The organism is Pseudomonas sp. PA-7-1E, assembly GCF_021605325.1.
Lineage (GTDB): Bacteria > Pseudomonadota > Gammaproteobacteria > Pseudomonadales > Pseudomonadaceae > Aquipseudomonas > Aquipseudomonas fluorescens_BV.
In genome coordinates this window covers 35900-62318 of the sequence record NZ_WKFA01000008.1, presented here as the reverse complement: position 1 = coordinate 62318, position 26419 = coordinate 35900, and the positions used below count along the sequence as shown (strand labels likewise).

Below are 26419 nucleotides of genomic sequence, written 5' to 3'. Positions count from 1 at the left end.
AGTCAGGCGGGCATTTCGTCCAACATCAGTCGCTGGCGTACCACGTCCACCAGCTTGTCCGGCTGGAATTTGGAGAGGAAATTGTCGCAGCCGACCTTCTTGACCATCGAGTCATTGAAGCTGCCCGACAGCGAGGTGTGCATCACCACGTACAGACCACGCAGGCGCGGGTCGTTGCGGATTTCGGTAGTGAGACGGTAGCCATCCATCTCGGGCATTTCGGCGTCGGTGAAGATCATCAGCAGTTTGTCGGTCATCACCTGGCCGCTGTCGGCCCAAGCCTTGAGCATGTTCAGTGCCTTGAGACCGTCGCTGGCGACGTGCATCTTCACGCCCAACTGGCCCAGGGTGTCACGCAACTGCGACAACGCCACGTTGGAATCATCCACCAGAAGCACTTCGCGGCCACGGGCACGCTCCAGCACCGGGTCTTCAAGTTTGTCCCGGGAGACCTTGGCGTTGTAGGGCACGATCTCGGCGAGGACTTTTTCCACGTCGATGATTTCCACCAGTTGCTCATCGACCTTGCTGATGGCGGTGAGGTAGTGCTGGCGACCGGCGCTGGTCGGCGGCGGCAGGATGGCTTCCCAGTTCATGTTGACGATGCGGTCGACGCCGCCCACCAGGAACGCCTGCACCGAGCGATTATATTCGGTGACGATAATGGTGCTGTTGGGGCCCGGCACCAAAGGACGCATGCCGATGGCCTGGGACAGATCGATCACCGGCAGGGTCTGGCCACGCAGGTTGACCACCCCACACACGAACGGGTGGCGCTGGGGCATCAGGGTCAGCTTGGGCAACTGCAGCACTTCCTGCACTTTGAACACGTTGATCGCGAACAACTGCCGTCCGAAGAGGCGGAACATGAGAATTTCCAGGCGATTCTCACCCACCAATTGCGTGCGTTGATCTACCGTGTCGAGAATGCCGGCCATTAAAAGCTCCTGGAGTACACGCCGCAGGCGCGTGAAAGGGTATGCAGCTGTATAAGCACGTTATCGGCGGCAAGCGCCGGACCTTGACCCCAATAAAATGCCATGTAAATCCATTGATGTCACACTGACATCATGCTTTACTGCTTGGGCCCTTGATGCTCTATCAAGCCGCCTTGCGCGACAGTCGAATTGACGTGCAGTTCCGCCACATAGGGGATTCCCCTATACGCAATCAGGCCCAACCTGATATTCGCGATATCTAATAGCCATTAATGTGACGCCATTCTCATTGCATGAATGGAGTCAGGCTTTTGTTTGCCCACCCAAGCCCTTGGTCTACGGGCCTTTCAGGCACTCACGTATCGGCAACTGAAGTTGCGTCATCCCGCCTAACAGCGGTTAAAGGCGGCATTCGTGAGTTTTTCAATAAACGTCCTACTGGATTATCGGAAGCAACCTACACGCCCCAGTCGTATTTCAGCGCTAGTTTTAAGCCATTCACCCGGTGCGACATCTCATCACCCGACCTTAAGTTGTGGAGACTTGCATGATGAATAGCGCGAACGAATGGCAAACCGCGCTTCCCGAGTTTTTGCTGGAAGCCGAAATGCTGCTGGCCAAGTCCGAGGAATGCCTGAACCACCTGCATTTGATCCGCAATGACAGCGACGCCATCGACTGCATGAAAACCAGCTTGGCCAAACTGGCAGAAAAAGCCGATGGCCTGGCCTTGCAGGCGATCAGCGAGTTCTCCCGGCATATTCAATACCTGATCGCCAATGCCGTGAGCCCGGTGCAACTGCATGACCAGGCCCTGGAGGCGTTGCACGACTGCCTGAGGTTACTGGCTTGGCAACTGGAGCTGATTGACATCCGTACCGGGGAACTGGGCCTGGATGACAGTGAGCAAACTTCGCTGATTGCCACGGTGACCTCGCAGATTCCGCAAAAAGACTACGGCCATCAGCAGCGTCTACAGCAGAGGTCTTAAATCAAGGAGAGGTCGTATTTAATACCGTGTTATCTAAAAGCGACCGTTTAAGCCAAAGATGAAACACTTCTAGAGACTGAAGAAATATCAATTAGCCAGCACCTTAAAAATTGTACAAATCAGTCTAACTAATACAACTCAAGAGCGCTGGCCTGACCGTCAGGGCATTGACGTGGTTAATATATCGAGGGAGGAATATGCCAGGCGACCAACGGTAATAGTGGTGGTACCATGCCCCGCTCGAAATGAAGCAACTTCATTATGGATAACCACGATCCGGCACCGCACTCTCGACAGAGCCCAGTCAACCGCCGTGACCGGTCTTCGCGCAGTGAACCCTCATTGGCTCCATCCGCTATGTACGCCAGCCTCAAGTCACTCATCGCAAGGTTCGTGTCCCGCCGCCATGTGCGCCCCCTCATCCTTGCCCTGTGCCTGTGCTCACTGCTGGTCAGCCTGTGGGTTTACCTGAAAGGCGCGCCGCTGCCATTAGTGATTGTGTTGCTCAACCTGGTCACGTTGGCAGTGGTCGCCCTGCACCAGTGGCGCTCGCGCAAAGCCATCAAGTTCCAGCCCCAGGAGCTGGCCGACCGCCTGCTGCAAGTCCAGGAAAACGAACGCCACCGCCTCAGCCGCGAGCTGCACGATGACATCGGCCAACTGCTGACCGCCGCCAAGTTGCAGAGCGAATGGTTGCAGCGTCGACTGCCCCAAGACCTGCAAATTCATTGCTCGGTGCTATGCAATACGCTCAATGAAACCCTGGCCAAGGTGCGCGACGTGTCCGCCATTCTCAACCCTCGCCAACTGGCAAGCCTGGGGCTGGAAGCCAGCCTGCGCGCGCACCTGCTCAAGGCCCTGGAAAATACCCAGGTGTGCTGGAGCCTGGAGTGTCAGCAACGCCTCACCGGCATTCCCGAAGAAATGGCCGTGGCGGCCTTTCGCATCACCCAGGAAGCGGTCACCAACATGCTGCGCCATGCGAAGGCACACAACCTGCTGGTGCGCCTGCAACGCTTGCCGGAAGGGCTGTCCCTGACGATATGCGATGACGGCCAGGGCTTCGCACCTGCCGCCGACCCCGGCAAGGAAGGCCAACGGGGCATGGCCGGCATGTGCGAACGGGCCCACCAGTTGGGCGGCACCGTGTCCGTCAGCAGCCAGCCGGGCAACGGCACACGCATCCACGCACTTTTCCCCTGGGCCCCCCGCGCCCTCGAACGGGCCAGTGCCCATAAGGTTCTCCGGTGACCTGCAATCTGCTCCTGGTCGATGACCATGCCTTGATCCGCGCCGGCGTGCGCGCGCTGATCCTGGATATCCCCGGCTACGCCGTCGTTGGCGAGGCCAGTGACGGCGCGCAACTGCTTGAGAAATTCTGCGCCCTGCAGCCCGACATTGTGCTGCTGGACCTGTCGATGAAACACACCGGGGGCCTGGATGCCTTGCAGCAACTCAAGCGCGCCTACCCCAAGTGCAAAGTGCTGATCCTGTCGATGCACACCGATCCCGAGATGATCATGCGCGCCCTGGAGTCTGGTGCCCACGGCTACCTGCTCAAGGACACCACCGCCAACGAGCTGGAACATGCCCTGCTGGCCCTGCGTAACAACGAACGCTACCTGAGCCCCGCCATCGCCCACACAGTGATCAACCAGGCGCTGATCCGTAGCCAGGCCCCCAGTGCGCCTGTCGCCCACAGCCACAGCCTGACGGCGCGGCAACTGGAAATCCTGCGCTTGATCGTGCGCGGCAAATCCACCCGGGAAATTGCCCACGGCCTGGGCCTGAGCATCAAGACTGTCGAAGCCCACCGCTCGCAGATCATGAAGCGCTTGCAGATTTTTGACGTGGCGGGCCTGGTGTTATTTGCCGTGCGTGAGCAGATCATCAGCCTGGACGACTAACGGCGAACCCAGCGGCAAGTGCACGCGCAGGGCCTTGGGCAGCGCCTCGAAGTGCAGGTCGTCGCCTTCCAGCGGCTCGCCGTCGAGGTTGATGTACAAGCCTTGTGCGACCTTGATCTTCACCCACGGCAAGCGTGCGCGCACGAACATGGTGTCCAGGCCCCAGCCGTTGTTCATCAACTCACGCAACGTGCCCACCACTTCCTGGGGCGCCGGCAGGATGCTGACATCCAACAGCCCGTCATCAGCCAATGCACCGGGGCACAGCACATGCCCGCCACCGGCCTGGCGACCGTTACCGATGCCCAGCGCGAGCAACTCGCCTTTCCAATGGAAATCCGGGCCTTCCAATTCACCGTAGGCGGCTTTCAATTCACTGAAGCGGGTTAAACCGGTAAACAGGTACGCGGCACCGCCCAGGACCTTCTTCAGGTCTTCGGACGTGTTGGCCGTGACCTGGCTGCCAAAACCACCGGTGGCCATGTTCAGGAAGATTTGCCCACCGACCTGGCCCAGGTCAATCGCCTTGGGCTGTACGTCCAGCAAGGCCAGGGCGCCTGCCGGCTCCAACGGCACGCCGGCGGCCTTGGCGAAATCATTGGCGGTGCCCAGGGGCATCAGCACCAGGCTGGCGTCAGTGTTGGCATGGGCCATGGCTTCGGCCACATCGCGCAAGGTGCCGTCGCCACCGCCGGCAATGATATGGGTGTACCCCTCGGCCAGGGCTTCATTGACCAGTCGCCGGGCATCGCCGCCCTCCCAGGTCACCCGCACCGCCAACTCCCCACCCTGCTCACGCCGCGACAGCACAGCAGCGCGCACATCCTCGTTGAGGGCTTGTTTGCCGTGGAGGATCAACAGGGCTTTGGGGGCGGTCATTTGGGAGAATCTCCTGGGTCAAGGTGCTTGAAGGATGTTGACCTTTGGGGAACAGGAAAAGTCTGTAGCTGGAGAAAATTGATTGAGGTATGCAGATCAAAATGTGGGCTGTCAGGCAGATAGATGTCGGCTGGCAGGCCGTCATCGCAGGCAAGCCAGCTCCCACAGTTGGATCGTTGGGCGCAAGGTAGAGAAGCGTCGGCTGCCAGGCCGCTATCGAGAATCAGCCCTTGTGCAACTTACTCATCAACTGCGCCTCAGCCTGGGTCAGCCCACATGACTGGGTCAGCTCATCCACCGTCGCCCCCATGCCGACCAGCTTGGCCGCCTGGGCAAACGACAGGTTCGACGGATCACGCTGCTCCAACTGCACCAACCTGTCGGGCAACGGCGCGAGAATCGCGCGCAGTTCATGCACTTCATCCCCAACCCGCACCGCACTTTGCTGGAAGTGATCAACACGCTTGACCAGTTCCAGAATGCGCCGGTCGCGCACCGCATCGCGCTCGGCCTGTTGCAAGGCAGACTCCCGCTGCTGGCGCATATAGCGCAGCACAAACGCCAAGGTCCCGGCCCACAACAGGGCCAGGACAATCACCGCTGCCTCAAGGAACAATCAGATGCTCTCCAGTTCCGACCATTCTTCTTCGCTCATCATCTTGTCCAGCTCAACCAGAATCAGCAGTTCGCCGTTCTTGTTGCACACGCCCTGGATGAACTTGGCCGACTCTTCGTTACCCACGTTCGGTGCGGTTTCCACTTCCGATTGGCGCAGGTAAACCACCTCGGCCACGCTGTCGACCAGGATGCCAACCACTTGCTTGTCGGCTTCGATGATCACGATACGGGTGTTGTCGCTGACTTCAACCGTGTCCAGGCCGAACCGCTGACGGGTGTCGATCACCGTCACCACGTTGCCGCGCAGGTTGATGATGCCCAGCACGTAGCTTGGCGCGCCTGGAACCGGGGCGATCTCGGTGTAGCGCAACACTTCCTGCACGCGCATCACGTTGATGCCGTAGGTTTCGTTGTCCAGCTTGAAGGTCACCCATTGCAGGATCGGATCATCCAAACCTTGTGCGGACGCTGACTTGTTCATTCATCTGACCCCTTCAAATGCCGCTATCGACGGCGTGTGTGCACGTAGGCCGCGCAACCGCACGGCCCTTATTGTTCAATCAACTGCGTTTGTTCTGTGGCATTGCCTTCACCGCACCACTGGCGATCAACTCGGCCAGTTCGGCGACATCCAGCAACGCGCACATGTGTTCGATCACAGTGCCCGCCAGCCACGGCCGCTGGCCGCGGTGGCTGCGCCATTTGATTTCATTCGGGTCCAGGCGCAGCGAGCGGCTGACTTGATGCACCGCCAGCCCCCACTCGTAGCCCTGCACCGAGATCACGTATTGCAGGCCCTGGCGAAAATCATCGCGGTAGCGGTCGGGCATCACCCAACGCGCCGTATCCAGCACCTTGAGGTTGCCGGCCTGGCTGGGCAGGATGCCGAGGAACCACTCCGGCTGCCCGAACAGCGGCGTCAGCTCCTGGCCTTCCAGGGAATAGATCGAGCCCAGGCACACCAGCGGCACCGCCAGGGTCAACCCGGCGACGTCGAACAGCAGGCACTCGAACGGCTCGGCAGCCCATGAGGGGCGACCGTCGCCCGTCATCGGCGGCGGCGTGATGCTGGGCGGCAGGTGCACGTCCACCAGCGGTTCGACCACCGGGGGCGCCACCACCGCCGGGGCGCTTGGCACCACCACCTGCGCATCCCGTGCCTGTTCTTCCATCACCGCCTGCTGGAATTCATCCAGCGGGCTTTCGGGTTCGACAGCAGGCTCAAGTACCAGAATCGGTTCTGGCAGTTCCTCGGCCGTCGCATCCTGCAGCAAGGCATCCAGGTAGGATTCCAGAGCCAGTTGCGGGCGGGTCTTGAATTCGACAGGACGGTTCATCACGCCACCTGCGCCACAAGCTGTTGCGACAGCAGGTGCTTGAGCAACGCACGGTAGGCCAGCACGCCACGGCTCTTGCCGTCGAACTGCGACGGTGTGAGCCCGGCACGGCTGGCGTCACGCAGGCGCGTGTCCACCGGGATGTAGCCATTCCAGATGGTGTCCGGGTAGGCATCGCGCAATACGCGCAAGGTGCCGAGGGACGCCTGGGTGCGACGGTCGAACAAGGTCGGCACGATGCTGAACGGCAGCGCCTGCTTGCGCGAACGGTTGATCATCGCCAGGGTGCTGACCATACGCTCCAGGCCCTTGACCGCCAGGTGCTCGGTCTGCACCGGGATCACCAATTGCTGGCTGGCCGCCAACGCATTGACCATCAGCACGCCGAGCAACGGCGGGCTGTCGATGATCGCGTAATCGAAGTCCTGCCACAGCTGCGCCAGGGTCTTGGCGATCACCAGGCCCAGGCCGCTCTGGCCTGGCGACTGGCGCTCCAGGGTGGCCAGGGCGGTGCTCGACGGCAGCAGGGAAATGCTTTCGTTGCTGGTGGGCAACAGCAGTTGCCCAGGCAGATCCGCCGGGACGCTGCCCTTGTGTAAAAACAAGTCATAGCAGCTGTGTTCCAGCGCATCCGGGTCGTAGCCGAAATAGCTGGTCATGGAACCGTGGGGGTCCAGGTCGACCACGACCACACGCTTGCCCGCTTCGGCCAGCAAACCGGCCAAGGCGATGGAAGTGGTGGTCTTGCCGACCCCACCCTTTTGATTGGCAACTGCCCAGACTCTCATTCGGTTGGTTCCTCCCGGCGGGCACAGGCGCGACCGAGACATTGCATACGGTTATTGAGCCAGCGACGGAGAATTGACGTTACTCGGTCGGACCGGCGGCTTGACAACGGGCGGTGCAGTTTGTGTGCCAGCACGCTTCAACGCCGCATCCGGGGTGGCATTGGCAGTGCCAGTACCGGTCAGGCTGCGACGCACATCCAGGTTGCGCGAGACCACCAGCACCACCCGGCGGTTACGGGCGCGGCCTTCCACCGTGGCGTTATTGGCCACCGGCTGGAATTCACCATAGCCCACCGACGCCAGGCGCTGGGGGTTCACGCCCTGCATGGCCAACATGCGCACGATGCTCGACGCGCGGGCCGAGGACAGTTCCCAGTTGGTCGGGTACTGCGCGGTGCTGATGGGGAAATTGTCGGTGAAGCCTTCCACGTGGATCGGGTTTTCAAACGGTTTGAGGATCGCCGCCACCTTGTCGATGATCGTGAACGCCTGGTCACTGGGCAACGCATCGGCACTGGCGAACAACAGACTGGAGTTCAGCTCGATCTCCACCCACAACTCATTGCCGCGCACGGTCATCTGGTTGGAGCTGATCAGGTCGCCAAAGGCGGCACTGATATCGTCGGCGATACTTTTGAGCGGGTCGCTGGTGCCGCCGATGCCGGCGGCGGTTTCATCACTGTTATTGACCAGGGGCTTGGCCGGGGTCACCGTCTTGGGCCGCTCTTCGCCGATGGGGATCGGCTTGAGCGCCCGCTCGGCATCGTTGAACACGCCGACCAGCGCCTGGGAAATGATCTTGTACTTGCCTTCGTTGATCGACGAGATCGAGTACATCACCACGAAAAACGCGAACAGCAAGGTGATGAAGTCCGCGTAGGACACCAGCCAGCGTTCGTGGTTGACGTGCTCTTCAGGCTCGCGACGGCGACGGCTCACAGGCAAATACCTCCCTGACCGCTATTGGCCGCTTTACTGTGGCGAGCGAGCTTGCTCGCGCTGGGGCGCGAAGCGGCCCCCATCCAGACAACGCGTTTGTTCAGACAGATTGCGGTACCTGGTTTTGGGGCTGCTTCGCAGCCCAGCGCGAGCAAGCTCGCTCGCCACATAAAGCTCACTGGCCACAGGTCAATGTGCATACCCATCAATCCATGAAGCCCTGAAGCTTCAATTCGATGGAGCGCGGGTTTTCGCCCTCGGCAATCGACAGGATGCCTTCGAGCAACATTTCGCGATAACGCGACTGGCGCATGGCAATCGACTTGAGCTTGCTGGCCACCGGCAGCAACACCAGGTTGGCACTGGCCACGCCGTAGATGGTCGCGACAAATGCCACGGCAATGCCGCTGCCCAGTTGCGAAGGGTCGGCCAGGTTGCCCATCACGTGGATCAGGCCCATCACCGCGCCGATGATGCCAATGGTCGGCGCATAGCCGCCCATGCTTTCAAAGACTTTGGCCGCATTGATGTCACGGCTTTCCTGGGTGTAGAAATCCACTTCGAGGATGCTGCGGATCGCTTCCGGTTCGGCGCCATCGACCAACAGTTGCAGGCCTTTGCGCGCGTAGCTGTCAGGCTCGGCATCGGCCACGCCTTCCAGGCCCAGCAGGCCTTCCTTGCGGGCGGTGAGGCTCCAATTGACCACACGGTCGATACCGCCTGCCAGGTCGACCCGTGGCGGAAAAATGATCCACACCAGAATCTGCATGGCACGCTTGAATGAGCTCAGGGGCGACTGCAACAACGCCGCGCCCACGGTGCCACCGATCACGATCAGCGCTGCCGGGCCGTTGGCCAAGGCGCCGAGGTGGCCGCCTTCCAGGTAGTTGCCACCAATGATGGCGACAAACGCCATGGTGATGCCGATCAGGCTCAACACATCCATCAGAGGCAGGCCTCCACCAGGTGCTTGCCGATGTCGTCCAGGCTGTAGACCGCATCGGCCAGGTCAGCCTTGACGATGGCCATGGGCATGCCATAGATCACGCAACTGGCTTCATCCTGGGCCCAGATGGCGCTACCGCCCTGTTTGAGCAGGCGCGCACCTTCACGGCCATCGGCGCCCATACCGGTGAGCACCACCGCCAGAACTTTGTCGCCATAGGACTTGGCTGCAGAACCGAAGGTGATGTCCACGCACGGCTTATAGTTCAGGCGCTCATCGCCCGGCAGGATTTTGATCGCGCCACGCCCGTCCACCATCATCTGCTTGCCGCCCGGCGCCAGCAGTGCCAGGCCAGGACGCAGGATGTCGCCATCCTCGGCTTCCTTGACGGTAATACGGCACAGCTTGTCCAGGCGCTCGGCGAAGGCTTTGGTGAACGCCGCCGGCATGTGTTGCACCAGCACAATCGGCGCCGGGAAGTTGGCCGGCAGTTGGGTCAGGACCCGCTGCAAGGCCACCGGGCCGCCAGTGGAGGTGCCGATGGCGACCAGTTTGTAAGCCTTGCGCTTGGGCGCGGGCGAATGCGCACTCGGCGCTGCGGCGGCACGTACCGGCGCTACCGCAGGCCGGGCCACGGGCGCAGGCGCCGGGCGCGCAAACGACGAGGTCGGCGCCGCTGCTGCGGGCGCAGGCGTGGCAGCTGGCGCGGGCGTGCTGAACAAGCTGCGACGGTTACTGCGGGAAATGCTGTGCACCTTCTCGCACAGCATCTGCTTGACCTTGTCAGGGTTGCGCGAGATGTCTTCGAAATTCTTCGGCAAAAAGTCCACCGCGCCGGCATCCAAAGCGTCGAGGGTCACCCGCGCGCCTTCGTGAGTCAGCGAGGAAAACATCAATACCGGTGTAGGGCAGCGTTGCATGATGTGGCGCACGGCCGTGATGCCATCCATCATCGGCATCTCGTAGTCCATGGTGATCACGTCCGGCTTCAAGGCAATGGCTTGATCGATCGCCTCTTTGCCGTTGGTGGCCGTGCCGACCACCTGGATCGTTGGATCAGCGGAAAGAATTTCCGAGACGCGGCGGCGGAAGAAACCCGAATCGTCCACCACCAGGACCTTGACTGCCATAAACACTCCGTTAGGCGGGGCGGGCATGACCGCCCTGCCCCTCCAGAATCAAATACGCCGTGCGGCGTAACGCTTGAGCATGCTTGGAACATCGAGAATCAGCGCGATGCGACCGTCACCGGTAATGGTCGCGCCCGACATGCCCGGGGTGCCCTGCAGCATCTTGCCCAAAGGCTTGATCACCACTTCTTCCTGGCCCACCAGTTGATCGACCACAAAACCGATGCGCTGGGTGCCCACGGACAGAATCACCACATGGCCTTCGCGCTGTTCTTCATGGGCGGCCGAGGCCACCAGCCAGCGCTTGAGGTAGAACAGCGGCAACGCTTTGTCGCGCACGATCACCACTTCCTGGCCGTCCACCACGTTGGTGCGCGACAGGTCGAGGTGGAAGATCTCGTTGACGTTGACCAGCGGGAAGGCGAACGCCTGGTTGCCCAGCATCACCATCAGGGTCGGCATGATCGCCAGGGTCAACGGCACCTTGATGACGATCTTGGAGCCCTGGCCCTTGGTCGAGTAGATATTGATCGAGCCGTTGAGCTGGCTGATCTTGGTCTTCACCACGTCCATGCCCACGCCACGCCCGGACACGTCGGAGATCTCGGTCTTGGTCGAAAAGCCCGGGGCAAAGATCAGGTTGTAGCACTCGGTATCGGTGAGGCGGTCGGCGGCGTCCTTGTCCATCACGCCGCGCTTGACCGCGATATTGCGCAAGATGGTCGGGTCCATGCCTTTGCCGTCATCGGTGATCGACAGCAGGATGTGGTCGCCCTCTTGCTCCGCCGCCAAAATCACCTTGCCGTTGCGGGACTTGCCGGCGGCTTCGCGTTCTTCCGGGGTTTCTACACCGTGGTCGACCGCGTTGCGCACCAAGTGGACCAGCGGGTCGGCCAGGGCCTCGACGAGGTTTTTGTCGAGGTCGGTTTCTTCGCCCACCAGCTCCAGGTTGATTTCTTTCTTGAGCTGGCGCGCCAGGTCGCGAACCAGGCGCGGGAAACGGCCGAAGACTTTCTTGATCGGCTGCATCCGCGTTTTCATCACCGCGGTTTGCAGGTCGGCGGTGACCACGTCGAGGTTCGACACGGCCTTCTGCATGGCTTCGTCGCCACTGTTCAGGCCCAGGCGCACCAGGCGGTTACGCACCAGCACCAGTTCGCCCACCATGTTCATGATGTCGTCCAGGCGCGCGGTATCCACACGCACGGTGGTTTCGGCTTCGCTGGCAGGTTTTTCCGCTGCCGCTGGGGCCGCTGCACGCGCAGGGGCCGGGGCGGCGGCAGGTGCTGGCTTGGCTGCCGGCGCAGGTTTGGCAGCAACCGGTGCCGCAGTGGCAGCGGCTGGTGCTGTAACCTGGGCGGCAGCGGCCGGGGCCACTTCGCTGAACTTGCCTTTGCCGTGCAACTCGTCGAGCAGAGCTTCGAATTCGTGATCGGAGATCAGCCCATCATCGGCAGGTGCTGCGCTGGCCGCTGGCGCAGCGGCGGCAGTGGCCGCCACCTCAGGCAGGGCTTCAGCCACAAAGGTGCCTTTGCCATGCAGTTGGTCGAGCAGTGCCTCGAACTCGTCGTCGGTAATGTCGGTGCTGGCGTTGGCAGCGGGTGCTTCTGGCGCAGCGGCAGGCGGGGCCACGGCATCTGCTGCGAACTGGCCTTTGCCGTGCAACTGGTCGAGCAACGACTCGAATTCGGCGTCGGTAATGTCTTCACTGCTCGGCGTCGCGGCGGGCTGCACCGGCGCTTCAGCTTCGGCCTTGACCGCGCTGAGGGAGTTGAGCAGTTGTTCGAACTCACTGTCGGTCACGTCCGGCTCGGCTTGCGCCACCGGCTCCGGCGCAGCCTCGACCACCGGCGCAGCCGCGGTGTCGGCAGGTTCGGCCAGGCGCGCCAGGGCGGCCAGCAGTTCCGGCGTGGCAGCGGTGATCGGTGCACGTTCACGCACCTGGCTGAACATCCCGTTGACCGCATCCAGTGCTTCGAGAATCACGTCCATCAATTCCGAGTCGACGTGACGCTCACCCTTGCGCAGGATGTCGAAGACGTTCTCGGCGATGTGGCAGCACTCCACCAGCTCATGGAGCTGGAGGAAGCCGGCGCCCCCTTTTACAGTGTGAAAACCGCGAAAAATTGCATTGAGCAGGTTCGCATCATCCGGTCGGCTTTCCAGCTCGACCAGTTGTTCGGACAGTTGCTCTAGAATTTCGCCGGCCTCTACAAGGAAATCCTGAAGGATTTCTTCATCGGCGCCGAAGCTCATGTGGGTGCTCCTTAGAAGCCTAAACTGGATAACAGGTCATCTACGTCATCCTGACCTGACACAACGTCTTCACGTTTATCGGCATGAATCTGCGGACCTTCACCCTTGGCGAGATGTTTTTGTGGATCTTTTTCAGAGAGGATCGCTTCACGGTCATGTTCGATGCCGGCAAAACGATCGACCTGGCCGGCCATCAGCACCAATTTGAGCAAGTTGCTTTCCACTTCGGTAACCAACTGGGTCACGCGCTTGATCACCTGGCCGGTGAGGTCCTGGTAATCCTGGGCCAGCAGGATGTCGTTGAGGTTGCTGGCCACCGTGCGGTTTTCCTGTTCGCTGCGCGACAGGAACCCGTCGACGCGACGCGCCAATTCACGAAACTCTTCAGCGCCCACTTCGCGGCGCATGAAGCGGCCCCAGTCCTGGCTCAAGGCCTGGGCTTCGGTGGCCATGCCGTTGACCAGGGGCGTGGCGTTTTCCACCAGGTCCATGGTGCGGTTGGCCGCTGCCTCAGTCAGCCTGACCACATAGGACAGACGTTCAGTGGCATCAGTGATCTGGGAAATTTCTTCGGCCTGGGGCATGCGCGGGTCAATCTGGAAATTGACGATTGCGCTGTGCAGCTCGCGTGTGAGCTTGCCCACTTCCTGGTACAGGCCGCGGTCACGGGTCTGGTTAAGCTCATGGATCAACTGCACCGCATCGGCGAACTGGCCTTTTTCCAGGCTGTCGACCAACTGGTGAGCATGTTTTTTCAGGGTCGACTCAAAGTCGCCCTGTGACGTTTCGTTATGCTCCATAGCTCCCCCGCGATGGCATTAGCCGTGGATGCGTTCGAAGATTTTCTCGATCTTCTCTTTCAAGGCCAGTGCCGTGAATGGCTTGACCACGTAACCGTTGACCCCGGCTTGGGCGGCTTCGATGATCTGTTCGCGCTTGGCTTCGGCGGTCACCATCAGCACAGGCAGGCTGCGCAGTTTTTCATCGGCGCGCACATGGCGCAGCAGGTCGATACCGGTCATGCCCGGCATGTTCCAGTCGGTCACCAGAAAGTCGATGCTCCCGCTGTTGAGGATCGGAATGGCCGTCAGGCCGTCATCCGCCTCGACCGTGTTGGTGAACCCAAGGTCACGCAACAGGTTTTTAATGATCCGCCGCATCGTTGAGAAGTCATCAACGATGAGGATTTTCATGTTCTTGTCCAATTCGACCTCCAAGCAGTCTTAAACGCGCCCAGCACCTGGACGCGCCATTTCAATCAACAGGCGTTACACAAAAAGGACTGCCCAGGGCACCACGGCACATAGCCGCGAAACCTTGCGATCTCACGGCAGCGTCTGCAGTGCCCCCACACTGCCTGTCAGCGCGCGCGCCACTCGGCCAATCGGCCCCGCAAGCGGGCTGCGCACTGGCTATGCAACTGGCTGACACGCGATTCGCTGACCCCCAGGACCTCACCGATTTCCTTGAGGTTAAGCTCTTCGTCGTAGTACAGCGCCAGCACCAGCCGCTCACGCTCTGGCAAATTGGCGATTGCATCGGCCAACGCGCCCTGGAAACGTTCATCTTCCAGGTCGCGCGACGGCTCCGTATGCGCGCTCGCGCCGTCCTCGTGCAGCCCTTCGTGCTCGCCGTCCTGTAAAAGGTCGTCGAAACTGAACAGGCGGCTGCCCAAGGTATCGTTCAAAATCCCGTAGTAATCGTCGAGACTCAATTGGAGTTCGGCCGCAACTTCATGATCTTTAGCGTCACGGCCGGTTTTTGCTTCAATTGCACGAATTGCATCGCTGACCATGCGCGTATTGCGGTGTACCGAACGCGGCGCCCAATCGCCTTTACGCACTTCATCGAGCATCGCGCCACGGATACGGATACCCGCATACGTTTCGAAACTGGCACCCTTGCTGGCGTCGTATTTGGTCGAGACTTCAAGCAGGCCGATCATGCCGGCCTGGATCAAGTCTTCGACCTGCACACTCGCAGGCAGGCGCGCCAACAGGTGATAGGCAATGCGCTTGACCAACGGCGCATAGCGCTCGATCAATTCGCCCTGGCTGTCACGTGCCGACTTTTTGTAAAGGTTGTAGCCGCTGGATGTCATAGCACCGGTCCTGCGCTCGTCTGATGCACCAAACGCTCGACGAAAAACTCCAGATGCCCCCGCGGGTTGGCGGGCAACGGCCAGGTATCGACCTTCTGGGCAATGGCCTTGAACGCCAGTGCGCATTTCGAACGAGGGAACGCTTCGTAGACCGCACGCTGCTTTTGCACGGCCTTGCGCACACACTCGTCATAGGGAACTGCGCCGACGTATTGTAAAGCCACATCGAGGAAGCGGTCCGTGACCTTGGTCAACTTGGCGAATAGGTTGCGCCCTTCCTGCGGGCTCTGGGCCATGTTGGCCAGAACGCGGAAGCGGTTCATGCCGTAGTCACGGTTAAGCAGCTTGATCAGCGCGTAGGCATCGGTGATCGAGGTGGGCTCGTCGCACACCACCAACAGCACTTCCTGCGCTGCGCGCACAAAGCTGACCACCGACTCGCCGATCCCGGCGGCGGTGTCGATCACCAGCACGTCGAGGTTGTCGCCGATGTCGCTGAACGCCTGGATCAGCCCGGCATGCTGCGCGGGGCTCAGGTGCACCATGCTCTGGGTGCCCGAGGCCGCCGGCACGATGCGAATGCCTCCGGGGCCCTGGAGCAGCACGTCGCGCAGCTCACAACGGCCTTCGATCACATCGGCCAGGGTATGTTTGGGTGTCAGCCCCAGCAGAACGTCCACGTTCGCCAAGCCCAGGTCAGCATCCAGCAGCATGACGCGACGGCCAAGCTCTGCCAGGGCCAGGGACAAATTCACTGACACGTTAGTTTTCCCGACGCCACCTTTGCCGCCGGTCACCGCGATCACCTGTACGGGATGCATGCTGCCCATTTTATTTCTTTACCTTGTCTTGCTTAGACGCAGGCTACATGGCTTGGCCGCGTGAATCGCTTGCAGACCATCGATGTAGGTACATTTCACGGTGTTCATCCTGCCTCAACCCACCCGTTTAGCCGGGTGGTGGTAAAGGTCGGCGAACATATCGGCCATCGCTTCCTCGCTAGGCTCGTCTTGCATTTGCACACTCACGGCACGGCTGACCAACTGATGACGGCGCGGCAGATGCAGATCATCCGGGATCCGCGGCCCGTCGGTGAGGTAGGCAACCGGTAACTCATGGCTGATGGCCAGGCTCAACACCTCGCCCAGGCTCGCGGTTTCGTCGAGCTTGGTGAGGATGCAACCGGCCAGGCCGCAACGCTTGTAACTGTGATAAGCAGCGGTAAGAACCTGTTTCTGGCTGGTGGTTGCAAGCACCAGGTAATTTTTTGACTTGATGCCTCGCCCGGCCAGGCTTTCGAGCTGCATGCGCAGCGCCGGATCACTGGCTTGCAGGCCGGCGGTATCGATCAGCACCACGCGCTTGCGCAGCAACGGGTCGAGGGCATTGGCCAGGGACTGGCCCGGGTCGACATGGGTCACCGGCACGTTGAGGATGCGGCCCAGGGTCTTGAGCTGCTCCTGAGCGCCGATACGGTAACTGTCCATGCTCACCAGGGCGATATTCTGCGCGCCGTATTTAAGCACGTAACGGGCCGCAAGCTTTGCCAGGGTGGTGGTCTTGCCCATGCCGGCGGGGCCGACCATGGCGATTACACCGCCCTCTTCCAGGGGTTCGATTTCCGGCGTGGCAATCATGCGCGCCAAGTGCGCCAGCAGCATGCGCCAGGCCTGCCGCGGCTCTTCGACTTCAGCGGTCAAGGCCAGCAGGTCGCGGGACAACGGGCCGGACAGGCCGATGCGTTGCAGGCGACGCCAGAGGTTGGCTTGCTGCGGCTTGCTGCCTTGCAGTTGGGTCCAGGCCAGCGAGCCGAGCTGCACTTCGAGCAATTCACGCAGGCCGTTGAGTTCAAAACGCATCGAGTCAATCACGCGCTGGTCAACTGCGGCAGCCGGGGCAGGCGCTGCAGGACGCGGCGGTTCGACAAAGGTGGGTTCAACCAGCGGCTCGGCGGCGGTCAGCGGCAGGCCGGCAAACAGCTGGCGATTGGTGCTGGCATCGCTGTCGCCACGCATGCTCAGTTCAGCCTGGGCCGACACAATGCGCGAGGCGGTCTTGCGCAGCTCGTCTTCGAGCTCCATGTTTGGCACGCGCGGGGCCAGCGCCTGGGGCGTGTAATCCAGGGCAGCCGTCAGCTCGACACCGCCGGCAATCCGACGGTTACCGATAATCGCGGCATCGGCGCCCAGCTCATCACGGACCAGTTTCATGGCCTGACGCATATCGGCGGCGAAAAAACGCTTAACTTGCATAACCCACTACCTCAGCCATTGGGCCCAACTGTCGCGACAATAGTCACTTGCTTATTGTCAGGAATTTCCTGGTAAGCCAACACGTGCAAATTCGGTACGGCCAGGCGTCCGAACCGCGACAACATCGCGCGAACCGGGCCGGCCACCAGCAGGATCACCGGGTTGCCCTGCATTTCCTGGCGCTGTGCGGCGTCGATCAACGAACGCTGCAGCTTTTCAGCCATGCTTGGCTCCAGTAAAACGCCCTCTTCCTGGCCTTGCCCTGCCTTCTGAATACTATTGAGCAATATTTGTTCCAACCTGGGCTCCAGGGTGATCACAGGCAGCTCCGACTCAGTCCCTACAATGCTTTGCACGATTGCGCGGGACACGCCGACACGCACCGCCGCCACCAGAGCGGCAGTATCTTGACTCTTGGCGGCATTGTTGGCGATGGCCTCGGCAATGCTGCGAATGTCGCGCACGGGCACCTGTTCGGCCAACAGCGCTTGCAACACCTTGAGCAACTGCGACAGTGACAGCACGCCAGGCACCAGCTCTTCGGCCAGTTTTGGCGACGATTTGGCCAGCAAGCCCATCAATTGCTGGACTTCCTCGTGGCCGATCAACTCGTGGGAGTGCTTGTAGAGAATCTGGTTGAGGTGCGTGGCGACCACGGTGCTGGCATCCACCACGGTGTAACCGAGGGACTGCGCCTGGCTGCGCTGGCTGACTTCGATCCACACCGCTTCCAGGCCGAAAGCCGGATCTTTGGCGGTAATGCCGTTGAGGGTACCGAACACTTGGCCGGGGTTGATCGCCAGTTCGCGGTCCGGGTAGATCTCGGCTTCGGCCAGGATTACCCCCATCAGGGTCAGGCGATAAGCGCTGGGGGCCAGGTCGAGGTTGTCACGGATATGCACAGTGGGCATCAAGAAACCCAGGTCCTGGGACAGCTTCTTGCGCACACCCTTGATCCGCGCCAGCAGTTGCCCACCCTGGTTGCGGTCGACCAGCGGGATCAGGCGGTAACCGACTTCCAGGCCGATCATGTCGATGGGCGTGACGTCGTCCCAGCCCAACTCCTTGGTTTCCTGGGCGCGGGCCGGGGATGGCAGCAGCTCCTGTTGACGGGCGATTTCCTGCTGGGCCTGGACTTTGACCTGGTTCTGCTTTTTCCAGAACAGGTACGCCGCACCACCCGCCAGGGCCGCCATGCTCAGGAACGAGAAGTGCGGCATGCCCGGCACAATGCCCATGATCGCCATGATGCCCGCCGCCACGGCCAGGGCCTTGGGCGAAGCGAACATCTGCCGACTGATCTGCTTGCCCATGTCTTCGGAGCCCGAAGCACGGGTAACCATGATGGCCGCCGCTGTGGATAACAACAGTGATGGCAATTGCGCCACTAAACCGTCACCGATGGTCAGCAAGGCATACACCTTGCCGGCATCGCCGAATGTCATGCCGTGCTGAAACATACCGACGGCCACACCGCCGATCAGGTTGATGAACAGAATCAACAGGCCGGCGATGGCGTCGCCGCGCACAAACTTGCTGGCACCGTCCATGGAGCCGTAGAACTCGGCTTCCTGGGCGACTTCCGCCCGACGGGCCTTGGCTTGGCCCTGGTCGATCAGGCCGGCGTTGAGGTCGGCGTCGATGGCCATCTGCTTGCCGGGCATGGCGTCGAGGGTAAACCGCGCGCTCACCTCGGAAATCCGCCCGGCGCCCTTGGTCACCACGACGAAGTTGATGATCATCAGGATCGCGAACACCACGATACCGACCACGTAGTTACCGCCGATGACCACCTCACCGAAGGCCTGGATTACCTTGCCGGCGGCGGCGTGGCCGTCCTGGCCGTGGAGCATCACCACCCGCGTGGAAGCGACGTTCAATGCCAGACGCAGCAGGGTCGCCACCAGCAGAATCGTCGGGAACACCGCGAAATCCAGCGGCCGCAAGGCGTACACGCACACCAGCAACACAACGACGGACAGGGCAATGTTGAAGGTAAAGAACACGTCGAGCAGGAACGGCGGCATCGGCAACATCATCATTGCCAGCATCACCAGCAACAACAACGGCACACCCAGATTGCCCCGCGACAGGTCAGTCAGGGTGCCACGGGCCGTGTTGAGCATTTGAGAGCGATCTACCACCGGTATTCCTCGGGTCCTTGAAGCAAAGTTTTGACGCTGGAGGGCGACTTGGAGGCGGGGTTGCAAGAAGCCTTCCAACTTTGCTTTCGGGGCCGATTTTCGAGTGGTAAACCGATTCAAGTGTGGGAGTTGGCTTGCCTGCGATGCGGTGTGTCAGGCGCACGACTTGAGTACTCTGCAAGGGTGACGCAGAGCGTCACGCGATGCGTTCCCACGCGGGAGCGTGGGAACGATCAAGAGGCTTGATACCTGAGGCTAGAACAATAACGCGGTTCCCTGGATCATTCCCACGCTCTGCGCGGGAATGCCGCCTGGGACGCTCCGCGTCCCGAGCCAGGCGCACGACTTGAGCACTCTGCAAGGGTGACGCAGAGCGTCACGCGATGCGTTCCCCACGCGGGAGCGTGGGAACGATCAAGAGGCTTGATACCTGAGGCTAGAACAATAACGCGGTTCCCTCGATCATTCCCACGCTCTGCGCGGGAATGCCGCCTGGGACGCTCCGCGTCCCGAGCCAGGCGCACGACTTGAGCACTCTGCAAGGGTGACGCAGAGCGTCACGCGATGCGTTCCCACGCGGGAGCGCGGGAACGATCAAGAGGCTTGATACCTGAGGCTAGAACAATAACGCGGTTCCCTCGATCATCCCCACGCTCTGCGTGGGAATGCCGCCTGGGACGCTCCGCGTCCCGAGCCAGGCGCACGACTTGAGCACTCTGCAAGGGTGACGCAGAGCGTCACGCGATGCGTTCCCACGCGGGAGCGTGGGAACGATCAAGAGGCTTGATACCTGAGGCTAGAACAATAACGCGGTTCCCTCGATCATTCCCACGCTCTGCGTGGGAATGCCGCCTGGGACGCTCCGCGTCCCGAGCCAGGCGCACGACTTGAGCACTCTGCAAGGGTGACGCAGAGCGTCACGCGATGCGTTCCCACGCGGGAGCGCGGGAACGATCAAGAGGCTTGACACCTGAGGCTAGAACAATAACGCGGTTCCCTCGATCATTCCCACGCTCTGCGTGGGAATGCCGCCTGGGACGCTCCGCGTCCCCAGCCAGGCGCACGACTTGAGCACTCTGCAAGGGTGACGCAGAGCGTCACGCGATGCGCTCCCACGCGGGAGCGTGGGAACGATCAAGAGGCTTGATACCTGAGGCTAGAACAATAACGCGGCTCCCTGGATCATTCCCACGCTCTGCGTGGGAATGCCGCCTGGGACGCTCCGCGTCCCGAGCCAGGCGCACGACTTGAGCACTCTGCAAGGGTGACGCAGAGCGTCACGCGATGCGTTCCCACGCGGGAGCGTGGGAACGATCAAGCCCGCACCCACATGTGATCCAGTTTTTAAACTGGCCGCACATTCTCAGCCTGGGGGCCCTTTGGTCCTTGCATGATGTCAAATTCTACTTTTTGGTTTTCAGCCAGGGTTTTTAGCCCCTGCGACTGGATTGCCGAGTAATGGACGAAAACGTCATCCCCCCCATCCTCCGGGGCAATAAAACCAAACCCCTTCTCCTCGTTAAACCATTTCACAGTACCCGCTGCCATTGCCGATCTCCTTACACTCACTCAGAACCCAACCCACCCCGGTGACGCACCCTGACGGGCAACGCATAGATGCCCTTGGGCCGATGGACCATTTGAAACCTCAGTTGCTTACCCACCGACAGCGCTGTGCAACGCCAATCCTTGCGATTGATAAATACCTCTTCTGCCTCATCATCCAATTCGATCAGCCAATCGCCCCTGACCCAGTCATAGGATTTGACAGTTCCTGTAGCCACCTTCAATCCCGCTCTCCCTGCATCTCGTTTACTACATACGCGCAGTGTTTGGTTCAGTCATAGAACAACGGGAAACATCCTTTGGCTACTGTCAGAGTTGACAGGTAGACGCGAGCTGCCGATGGGTGGTAGCGGTGGAACAGCAGAAGATTCATGCATCCGAGGGTTTCTTGCGCTTGCGGGGTTTTCGCGGTTTGGGAGGGGTGGGTGGAACGTTACCGTGTTGAGCGCCTGTCGACTGAACGGCAACCTCGTTGCCATCGCGATCCCGGGCAATAAAGCCGATGCCTTTGACCGCATCAAACCACCTGACCGTACCCCTATCCATCACCGCCTCCCGAGTCGTGCAGAGCTGCACGTCTCATCGCTGTATCAAACAGTGAAGGCGGCGTAATGGCTACTGTCAAAGTTGACAGGTAAACGGCACACCACTGTAGGAGCGAGCTTGCTCGCGGAGATGGGTAACGATAACGCGGGGAGCCAGGATGAACGCGACGACGGTGAGTTTTTCGCGAGCAAGCTCGCTCCTACAGTGAGCAGCAGCGTTCAGGAATCGCGACGCAGGTCCGGCGGGATCGGCAAATCCTTGAGCGGATCAGGCCGCTTGCCCTTGCCGGCGCGGTATTGACGGATTTGGTAAACGTAGGCCAGTACCTGTGCAACGGCCAGGTACAAGCCGGCCGGGATTTCCTGGTCCAGATCGGTGGAGTAGAAAATCGAGCGCGCCAATGCTGGCGACTCCAATAACAGAATGTCGTTGGCCACCGCGATTTCGCGGATTTTCAACGCGGTAAAATCACTGCCCTTGGCCAGCAGCATCGGTGCGCCGCCCTTCTCCGGGTCGTACTTAAGCGCTACGGCGTAGTGAGTCGGGTTGGTGATGACCACATCGGCGTCGGGCACCGAGGCCATCATCTTGCGCTGGGACATTTCCCGCTGCAGTTGGCGGATGCGTTGCTTGACCTCGGGGCGGCCTTCCTGGTCCTTGTGCTCGTCGCGCACTTCCTGCTTGGTCATCAGCAGTTTCTTGTGGCTTTCCCACAACTGGATCGGCGCATCCACGGCGGCGATGAGGATCAGCCCGGCCGCCATCCATAGCGCACTCCAGCCCACCACTTGCACGCTGTGGATGATCGCTGATTCCAGCGGCTCATGGGCAATGCGCAGCAAATCGTCGATATCGGACGACAACACCGCCAGCGCCACGAACAGAATCAGGAAAAACTTGGCCAGGGCCTTGAGCAATTCCACCAGGGCCTTGGCGGAAAACATGCGCTTGAGCCCCGCCCCCGGGTTCATGCGGCTGAACTTGGGCGCCATGCTGCCCGCGGCAAACAGCCAACCGCCGAGGGCCACCGGGCCGATCAGCGCGGCCAGCAACAAGGTGATCAGGATCGGCTGCACCGCCAGCAGCGCGATTTTGCCCGAGTGCAGCAGGTACTGGCCCATGGCATCGGGGTTGAGCAACACTTCGCGCGGCAAGCTGAAGTTGTGCTTCATCATCTCCAGCAGGTCCAGCGCCAGGCCACCGCCGTAGATCAGCAAGGCACCGGCGCCGGCGATCATGGTGGCGAAGGTGTTGAGCTCTTTGGAGCGCGCGATCTCGCCCTTTTCCCTGGAGTCCTTTTTACGTTTCTCCGTGGGGTCTTCTGTTTTGTCCTGACCACTCTCGCTCTCGGCCATGGCTCAGCGCGCCCGTGCCAGGTCACGTAAGAACTGCAAGGCATCGGTGGCCAGCGGTTGATACTGATTGAGAATGTCAGCCAGGCCGACCCAGAAAATCCCCATACCCAACACCAGGGTCAGCGGGAAACCAATCGAGAAGATATTCAGTTGCGGCGCCGCACGGGTCATCACGCCGAAGGCGATATTGACCACCAGCAGCGCAGTGATCGCCGGCAGCACCAGCAACAGCGAAGCCCCCAGTACCCAGCCGAGGCGCCCCACCAGCTCCCAGAAATGGTTGACCACCAACCCCGAGCCCACCGGCAAGGTGGTGAAGCTTTCGGTCAAGACTTCGAACGCCACCAGATGACCGTTCATGGCCAGAAACAGCAAGGTCACCAGCATGGTCAGGAACTGCCCTATCACCGCCGCCGACACGCCGTTGGTGGGGTCGACCATGGACGCGAAGCCCATGCCCATCTGGATCGAGATGATTTGCCCGGCGATCACAAACGCCTGGAAGAAAAGCATGAGGGAAAACCCCAGCATGGCACCGATCAGAATCTGTTCGGCAATCAGCAGCAAGGCGCTCAGGTCGAGGGCGTTCACCGGCGGCATCGGTGGTAGGCCAGGCACGATTACCACGGTGATCGCCACCGCGAAATACAAGCGCACGCGACGCGGAACCAGGGTGGTGCCGAACACCGGCATGGCCATCAGCATCGCCGTGACGCGAAACAGCGGCAGGATGAACGAGGCCACCCAGGTACTGATCTGGGTGTCGGTCAAGGCCAGCAACGATTGCATCGGCTCAGCCGATCAACTGCGGAATACTGCCGTACAACTGCAGGATGTATTCCATGAAGGTTTGCACCAGCCACGGGCCGGCGACAATCAGGGTCACCAGCATCACCAGCAGGCGCGGCAGGAAGCTCAGGGTTTGTTCGTTGATCTGGGTGGCGGCCTGGAACATCGCCACCAGCAGGCCCACCAACAGGCTCGGCACCACCAGCACGGCGACCATCAGGGTGGTCAGCCACAGCGCTTCACGGAACAGGTCGACGGCGACTTCTGGCGTCATAGCGCTATACCCCTCCGAAACTGCCGGCCAAGGTGCCAATAATCAGCGCCCAACCGTCCACCAGCACAAACAGCATGATCTTGAACGGCAACGAGATGATCAGCGGCGACAGCATCATCATACCCATGGCCATCAACACGCTCGCCACCACCAAGTCGATGATCAGGAACGGGATGAAGATCATGAAACCGATCTGGAACGCGGTCTTCAATTCGGAGGTGACGAACGCGGGTACCAGGATGGTCAGCGGTGCCTGGTCCGGGGTGGCGATGTCGGTGCGCTTGGACAGGCGCATGAACAGCTCAAGGTCGCTGGAGCGGGTTTGCGACAGCATGAAGTCCTTGATCGGGCCCTGGGCCTTGTCGATGGCATCCTGGGCTGTGAGCTTTTCCGCCAGATAAGGTTGCAGGGCTTGCTGGTTCACCTTGTCGAACACCGGCGCCATGATGAACAGTGTCAAAAACAGTGCCATGCCGGTGAGGATCTGGTTCGACGGCGTCTGCTGCAGGCCCAGGGCCTGGCGCAGGATCGAGAAGACGATGATGATCCGCGTAAAGCTGGTCATCAGCATGACGAACGCTGGGATGAAACTCAGCGCCGTCATGATCAGCAGGATCTGCAGGCTGACCGAATATTCCTGGGCGCCCGCCGCGTTGGTGCCCAGGGTGATCGCCGGGATCGACAACGGGTCGGCGCCCAGGGCCATCGGCGCGGCCAGCAACAGCATGAGCGTCAACAAAACGCGCATTACTTCTTATCCTTCTGATCCTTGCCCAGCAACTCCATCAGGCGCTGGGCGAATTCTGGCGTGGCGGCTTCGGTCTTGACCGCGTCCACCGGGGTCTTGAGTACATGCAGCGGGGTGATGCGGCCGGGGGTGATGCCGAGCAGGATCTGCTCTTCGCCCACCTGCACCAGCACCAGCCGATCACGCGGGCCGAGGGCCCGCGAGCCCACCAGCTCTATCACTTGGCCGTTGCCCGGGCCGATGCGCTGCACGCGGCGCATCAACCAGGCCAGCAGGAAGATCAGGCCGATCACCAGCAACAGGCCCAGCACCAGTTGCGTCAACTGCCCGCCGACGCTGCCGACCGCTGGCGCCGCAGCCACCTGCGCCACCGGCTCAGCCGCCAAGGCGCTCAATGGCAGCGCCAGCAACAGTCCCGCCATCGAGTACTTCATCTCAGCGCAACTTCTTGATGCGTTCGCTCGGGCTGATCACGTCGGTCAGGCGGATGCCGAACTTCTCGTTGACCACCACCACCTCGCCATGGGCAATCAGGGTGCCGTTGACCAGCACGTCCAATGGCTCGCCGGCCAGGCGGTCCAGTTCGATCACCGAGCCCTGGTTGAGCTGCAAGAGGTTGCGGATGTTGATTTCGGTGCTGCCCACTTCCATGGAAATCGACACCGGGATGTCGAGGATCACATCCAGGTTCGGGCCATCGAGGCTCACCGGGTCGTTGTTCTTCGGCACGCTGCCGAATTCTTCCATGGCCAGGCGGTTGCCGGCCGGCGCGGTGGCGGCGTCGGCGGCCAGCAGCGCGTCGATGTCGTCCTGGCCAACATCGCCGGTTTCTTCCAGGGCCGCAGCCCACTCGTCAGCCAGGGCCTGGTCTTCGGCGGAAGTGTTTTCGTGTTCGGTAGCCATTACATGTCCTCGGCGCAGCAAACAATCATGAATTGGGGTTGAATCAGCGGCGGTTGATCGGCTCAACCACTTGCAGCGCCAGGTTGCCCTTGTGGGAACCGAGCTTGACCTTGAACGACGGCACGCCGTTGGCGCGCATGATCAGCTCTTCCGGCAAGTCGACGGGGATGATGTCCCCAGGCGCCATGTGCAAAATATCGCGCAGGCGCAACTGGCGGCGGGCCACGGTGGCGCTCAGCGGCACGTCGACGTCCAGCAGGTCTTCGCGCAGGGCCTTGACCCAGCGTTCGTCCTGGTCGTCGAGGTCGGACTGGAAGCCGGCGTCGAGCATTTCGCGCACCGGTTCGATCATCGAGTAAGGCATGGTCACGTGCAGGTCGCCGCCACCGCCATCGAGTTCGATGTGGAAGGTCGACACCACAATGGCCTCGCTGGGGCCGACGATGTTGGCCATGGCCGGGTTCACTTCCGAGTTGATGTACTCGAAATTGACCTCCATGATCGCCTGCCAGGCTTCCTTCAAGTCGATGAAGGCCTGCTCCAGCACCATGCGCACCACCCGCAGTTCGGTAGGGGTGAATTCACGCCCTTCGATCTTGGCGTGACGGCCGTCGCCACCGAAGAAGTTGTCCACCAGCTTGAACACCAGCTTGGCGTCGAGGATGAACAGCGCGGTACCGCGCAACGGCTTGATCTTGACCAGGTTGAGGCTGGTGGGCACGTACAGCGAGTGCACGTATTCACCGAACTTCATCACCTGCACGCCGCCCACGGCCACGTCCGCCGAGCGGCGCAGCATGTTGAACATGCTGATGCGGGTGTAGCGGGCAAAGCGTTCGTTGATCATCTCCAGGGTCGGCATGCGTCCCCGCACGATGCGATCCTGGCTGGTCAGGTCATAACTTTTGACGCTGCCGGGTTCGGCAGCCATTTCGGTCTGTACCAGACCATCGTCCACGCCATGCAACAGCGCGTCGATTTCATCCTGGGACAGCAGGTCTTGCACGGCCAT

General features: G+C 61.0%; 27 protein-coding genes. 3 read left to right on the top strand and 24 right to left on the bottom strand.

Annotated elements, in window-relative coordinates; genetic code table 11:
* Positions 1-2: 2 nt before the first annotated feature.
* Complete coding sequence (locus GIW79_RS07680) at positions 3-938, bottom strand: chemotaxis protein CheV (RefSeq protein ID WP_034126805.1); 936 nt, start codon at positions 936-938, stop codon at positions 3-5.
* 547 nt (positions 939-1485) lie between these two features.
* On the opposite strand from GIW79_RS07680, the gene GIW79_RS07675 reads away from it, so the two are divergent.
* The 3 genes from GIW79_RS07675 (at position 1486) to GIW79_RS07665 (ending at position 3836) form a co-directional block, all read left to right on the top strand.
* A complete protein-coding gene (locus GIW79_RS07675) occupies positions 1486-1929 on the top strand; it encodes a hypothetical protein (RefSeq protein WP_169918712.1) in 444 nt (147 codons plus the stop codon).
* A gap of 357 nt (positions 1930-2286) precedes the next feature.
* Positions 2287-3180 (top strand): sensor histidine kinase, encoded by an 894-nt coding sequence (locus GIW79_RS07670; protein WP_089041951.1) that lies wholly within the window; start codon positions 2287-2289, stop codon positions 3178-3180.
* Complete coding sequence (locus GIW79_RS07665; protein ID WP_054920408.1) at positions 3177-3836, top strand: response regulator transcription factor; 660 nt, start codon at positions 3177-3179, stop codon at positions 3834-3836. Before GIW79_RS07670 ends, GIW79_RS07665 begins: the two co-directional genes overlap by 4 nt.
* Here the strand turns inward: GIW79_RS07665 and yegS are convergent.
* From yegS to fliM, 23 genes are all read right to left on the bottom strand, one after another.
* A complete protein-coding gene (gene yegS / locus GIW79_RS07660) occupies positions 3795-4715 on the bottom strand; it encodes a lipid kinase YegS (protein WP_072448056.1) in 921 nt (306 codons plus the stop codon). The two genes, GIW79_RS07665 and yegS, sit on opposite strands and share 42 nt — an antisense overlap.
* A gap of 223 nt (positions 4716-4938) precedes the next feature.
* On the bottom strand, positions 4939-5331 hold the full coding sequence (locus tag GIW79_RS07655) for a DUF2802 domain-containing protein (protein ID WP_054896355.1): 393 nt from the start codon (positions 5329-5331) through the stop codon (positions 4939-4941).
* The gene (locus GIW79_RS07650) at positions 5332-5814 is read right to left on the bottom strand and encodes a chemotaxis protein CheW (protein ID WP_003192896.1); all 483 of its coding nucleotides are present in this window, start codon (positions 5812-5814) and stop codon (positions 5332-5334) included.
* Between the two features lie 79 nt (positions 5815-5893).
* Positions 5894-6670 (bottom strand): CheW domain-containing protein, encoded by a 777-nt coding sequence (locus tag GIW79_RS07645; protein ID WP_054920403.1) that lies wholly within the window; start codon positions 6668-6670, stop codon positions 5894-5896.
* Complete coding sequence (locus GIW79_RS07640) at positions 6670-7458, bottom strand: ParA family protein (protein ID WP_014719332.1); 789 nt, start codon at positions 7456-7458, stop codon at positions 6670-6672. The genes GIW79_RS07645 and GIW79_RS07640 overlap by 1 nt, the downstream gene beginning before the upstream one ends.
* Positions 7459-7509: 51 nt before the next feature.
* Entirely contained in the window at positions 7510-8397 is an 888-nt protein-coding gene (gene motD / locus GIW79_RS07635) for a flagellar motor protein MotD (protein WP_054896357.1), read from the bottom strand.
* A 205-nt stretch (positions 8398-8602) separates the two neighbouring features.
* Positions 8603-9343 carry a flagellar motor protein gene (locus GIW79_RS07630; protein WP_003192902.1) on the bottom strand — a complete coding sequence of 247 codons (741 nt, stop codon included), beginning with the start codon at positions 9341-9343 and terminating at the stop codon, positions 8603-8605.
* Positions 9343-10473 (bottom strand): protein-glutamate methylesterase/protein-glutamine glutaminase, encoded by a 1131-nt coding sequence (locus GIW79_RS07625; protein ID WP_034126798.1) that lies wholly within the window; start codon positions 10471-10473, stop codon positions 9343-9345. The genes GIW79_RS07630 and GIW79_RS07625 overlap by 1 nt, the downstream gene beginning before the upstream one ends.
* A gap of 48 nt (positions 10474-10521) precedes the next feature.
* Positions 10522-12729 carry a chemotaxis protein CheA gene (locus tag GIW79_RS07620; protein WP_198862293.1) on the bottom strand — a complete coding sequence of 736 codons (2208 nt, stop codon included), beginning with the start codon at positions 12727-12729 and terminating at the stop codon, positions 10522-10524.
* 11 nt (positions 12730-12740) lie between these two features.
* Positions 12741-13529 (bottom strand): protein phosphatase CheZ, encoded by a 789-nt coding sequence (locus GIW79_RS07615; RefSeq protein WP_003192906.1) that lies wholly within the window; start codon positions 13527-13529, stop codon positions 12741-12743.
* 18 nt (positions 13530-13547) lie between these two features.
* Entirely contained in the window at positions 13548-13922 is a 375-nt protein-coding gene (locus GIW79_RS07610) for a chemotaxis response regulator CheY (protein WP_003192908.1), read from the bottom strand.
* A gap of 167 nt (positions 13923-14089) precedes the next feature.
* A complete protein-coding gene (gene fliA / locus GIW79_RS07605) occupies positions 14090-14830 on the bottom strand; it encodes an RNA polymerase sigma factor FliA (protein WP_003192909.1) in 741 nt (246 codons plus the stop codon).
* Complete coding sequence (fleN, locus tag GIW79_RS07600; protein ID WP_003192912.1) at positions 14827-15660, bottom strand: flagellar synthesis regulator FleN; 834 nt, start codon at positions 15658-15660, stop codon at positions 14827-14829. The genes fliA and fleN overlap by 4 nt, the downstream gene beginning before the upstream one ends.
* Positions 15661-15765: 105 nt before the next feature.
* Entirely contained in the window at positions 15766-17082 is a 1317-nt protein-coding gene (flhF, locus tag GIW79_RS07595; protein ID WP_003192914.1) for a flagellar biosynthesis protein FlhF, read from the bottom strand.
* Positions 17083-17093: 11 nt separating this feature from the next.
* On the bottom strand, positions 17094-19208 hold the full coding sequence (flhA, locus tag GIW79_RS07590) for a flagellar biosynthesis protein FlhA (protein WP_034126796.1): 2115 nt from the start codon (positions 19206-19208) through the stop codon (positions 17094-17096).
* Positions 19209-20570: 1362 nt separating this feature from the next.
* Entirely contained in the window at positions 20571-20774 is a 204-nt protein-coding gene (locus GIW79_RS07585) for a cold-shock protein (RefSeq protein WP_236455030.1), read from the bottom strand.
* Positions 20775-21556: 782 nt separating this feature from the next.
* Entirely contained in the window at positions 21557-22693 is a 1137-nt protein-coding gene (gene flhB, locus GIW79_RS07575; RefSeq protein WP_054920172.1) for a flagellar biosynthesis protein FlhB, read from the bottom strand.
* Positions 22694-22696: 3 nt separating this feature from the next.
* Positions 22697-23482 (bottom strand): flagellar biosynthetic protein FliR, encoded by a 786-nt coding sequence (gene fliR / locus GIW79_RS07570; protein ID WP_034126792.1) that lies wholly within the window; start codon positions 23480-23482, stop codon positions 22697-22699.
* Between the two features lie 4 nt (positions 23483-23486).
* Positions 23487-23756, bottom strand: a complete 270-nt coding sequence (fliQ, locus tag GIW79_RS07565; RefSeq protein WP_003192936.1) for a flagellar biosynthesis protein FliQ — start codon at positions 23754-23756, stop codon at positions 23487-23489.
* 4 nt (positions 23757-23760) lie between these two features.
* Positions 23761-24504 carry a flagellar type III secretion system pore protein FliP gene (gene fliP / locus GIW79_RS07560; protein WP_003192937.1) on the bottom strand — a complete coding sequence of 248 codons (744 nt, stop codon included), beginning with the start codon at positions 24502-24504 and terminating at the stop codon, positions 23761-23763.
* On the bottom strand, positions 24504-24938 hold the full coding sequence (fliO, locus tag GIW79_RS07555) for a flagellar biosynthetic protein FliO (RefSeq protein WP_034126791.1): 435 nt from the start codon (positions 24936-24938) through the stop codon (positions 24504-24506). Before fliO ends, fliP begins: the two co-directional genes overlap by 1 nt.
* 1 nt (position 24939) lies before the next feature.
* The gene (gene fliN / locus GIW79_RS07550; RefSeq protein WP_003192941.1) at positions 24940-25407 is read right to left on the bottom strand and encodes a flagellar motor switch protein FliN; all 468 of its coding nucleotides are present in this window, start codon (positions 25405-25407) and stop codon (positions 24940-24942) included.
* 43 nt (positions 25408-25450) lie between these two features.
* On the bottom strand, positions 25451-26419 hold the full coding sequence (gene fliM, locus GIW79_RS07545; protein WP_014719344.1) for a flagellar motor switch protein FliM: 969 nt from the start codon (positions 26417-26419) through the stop codon (positions 25451-25453).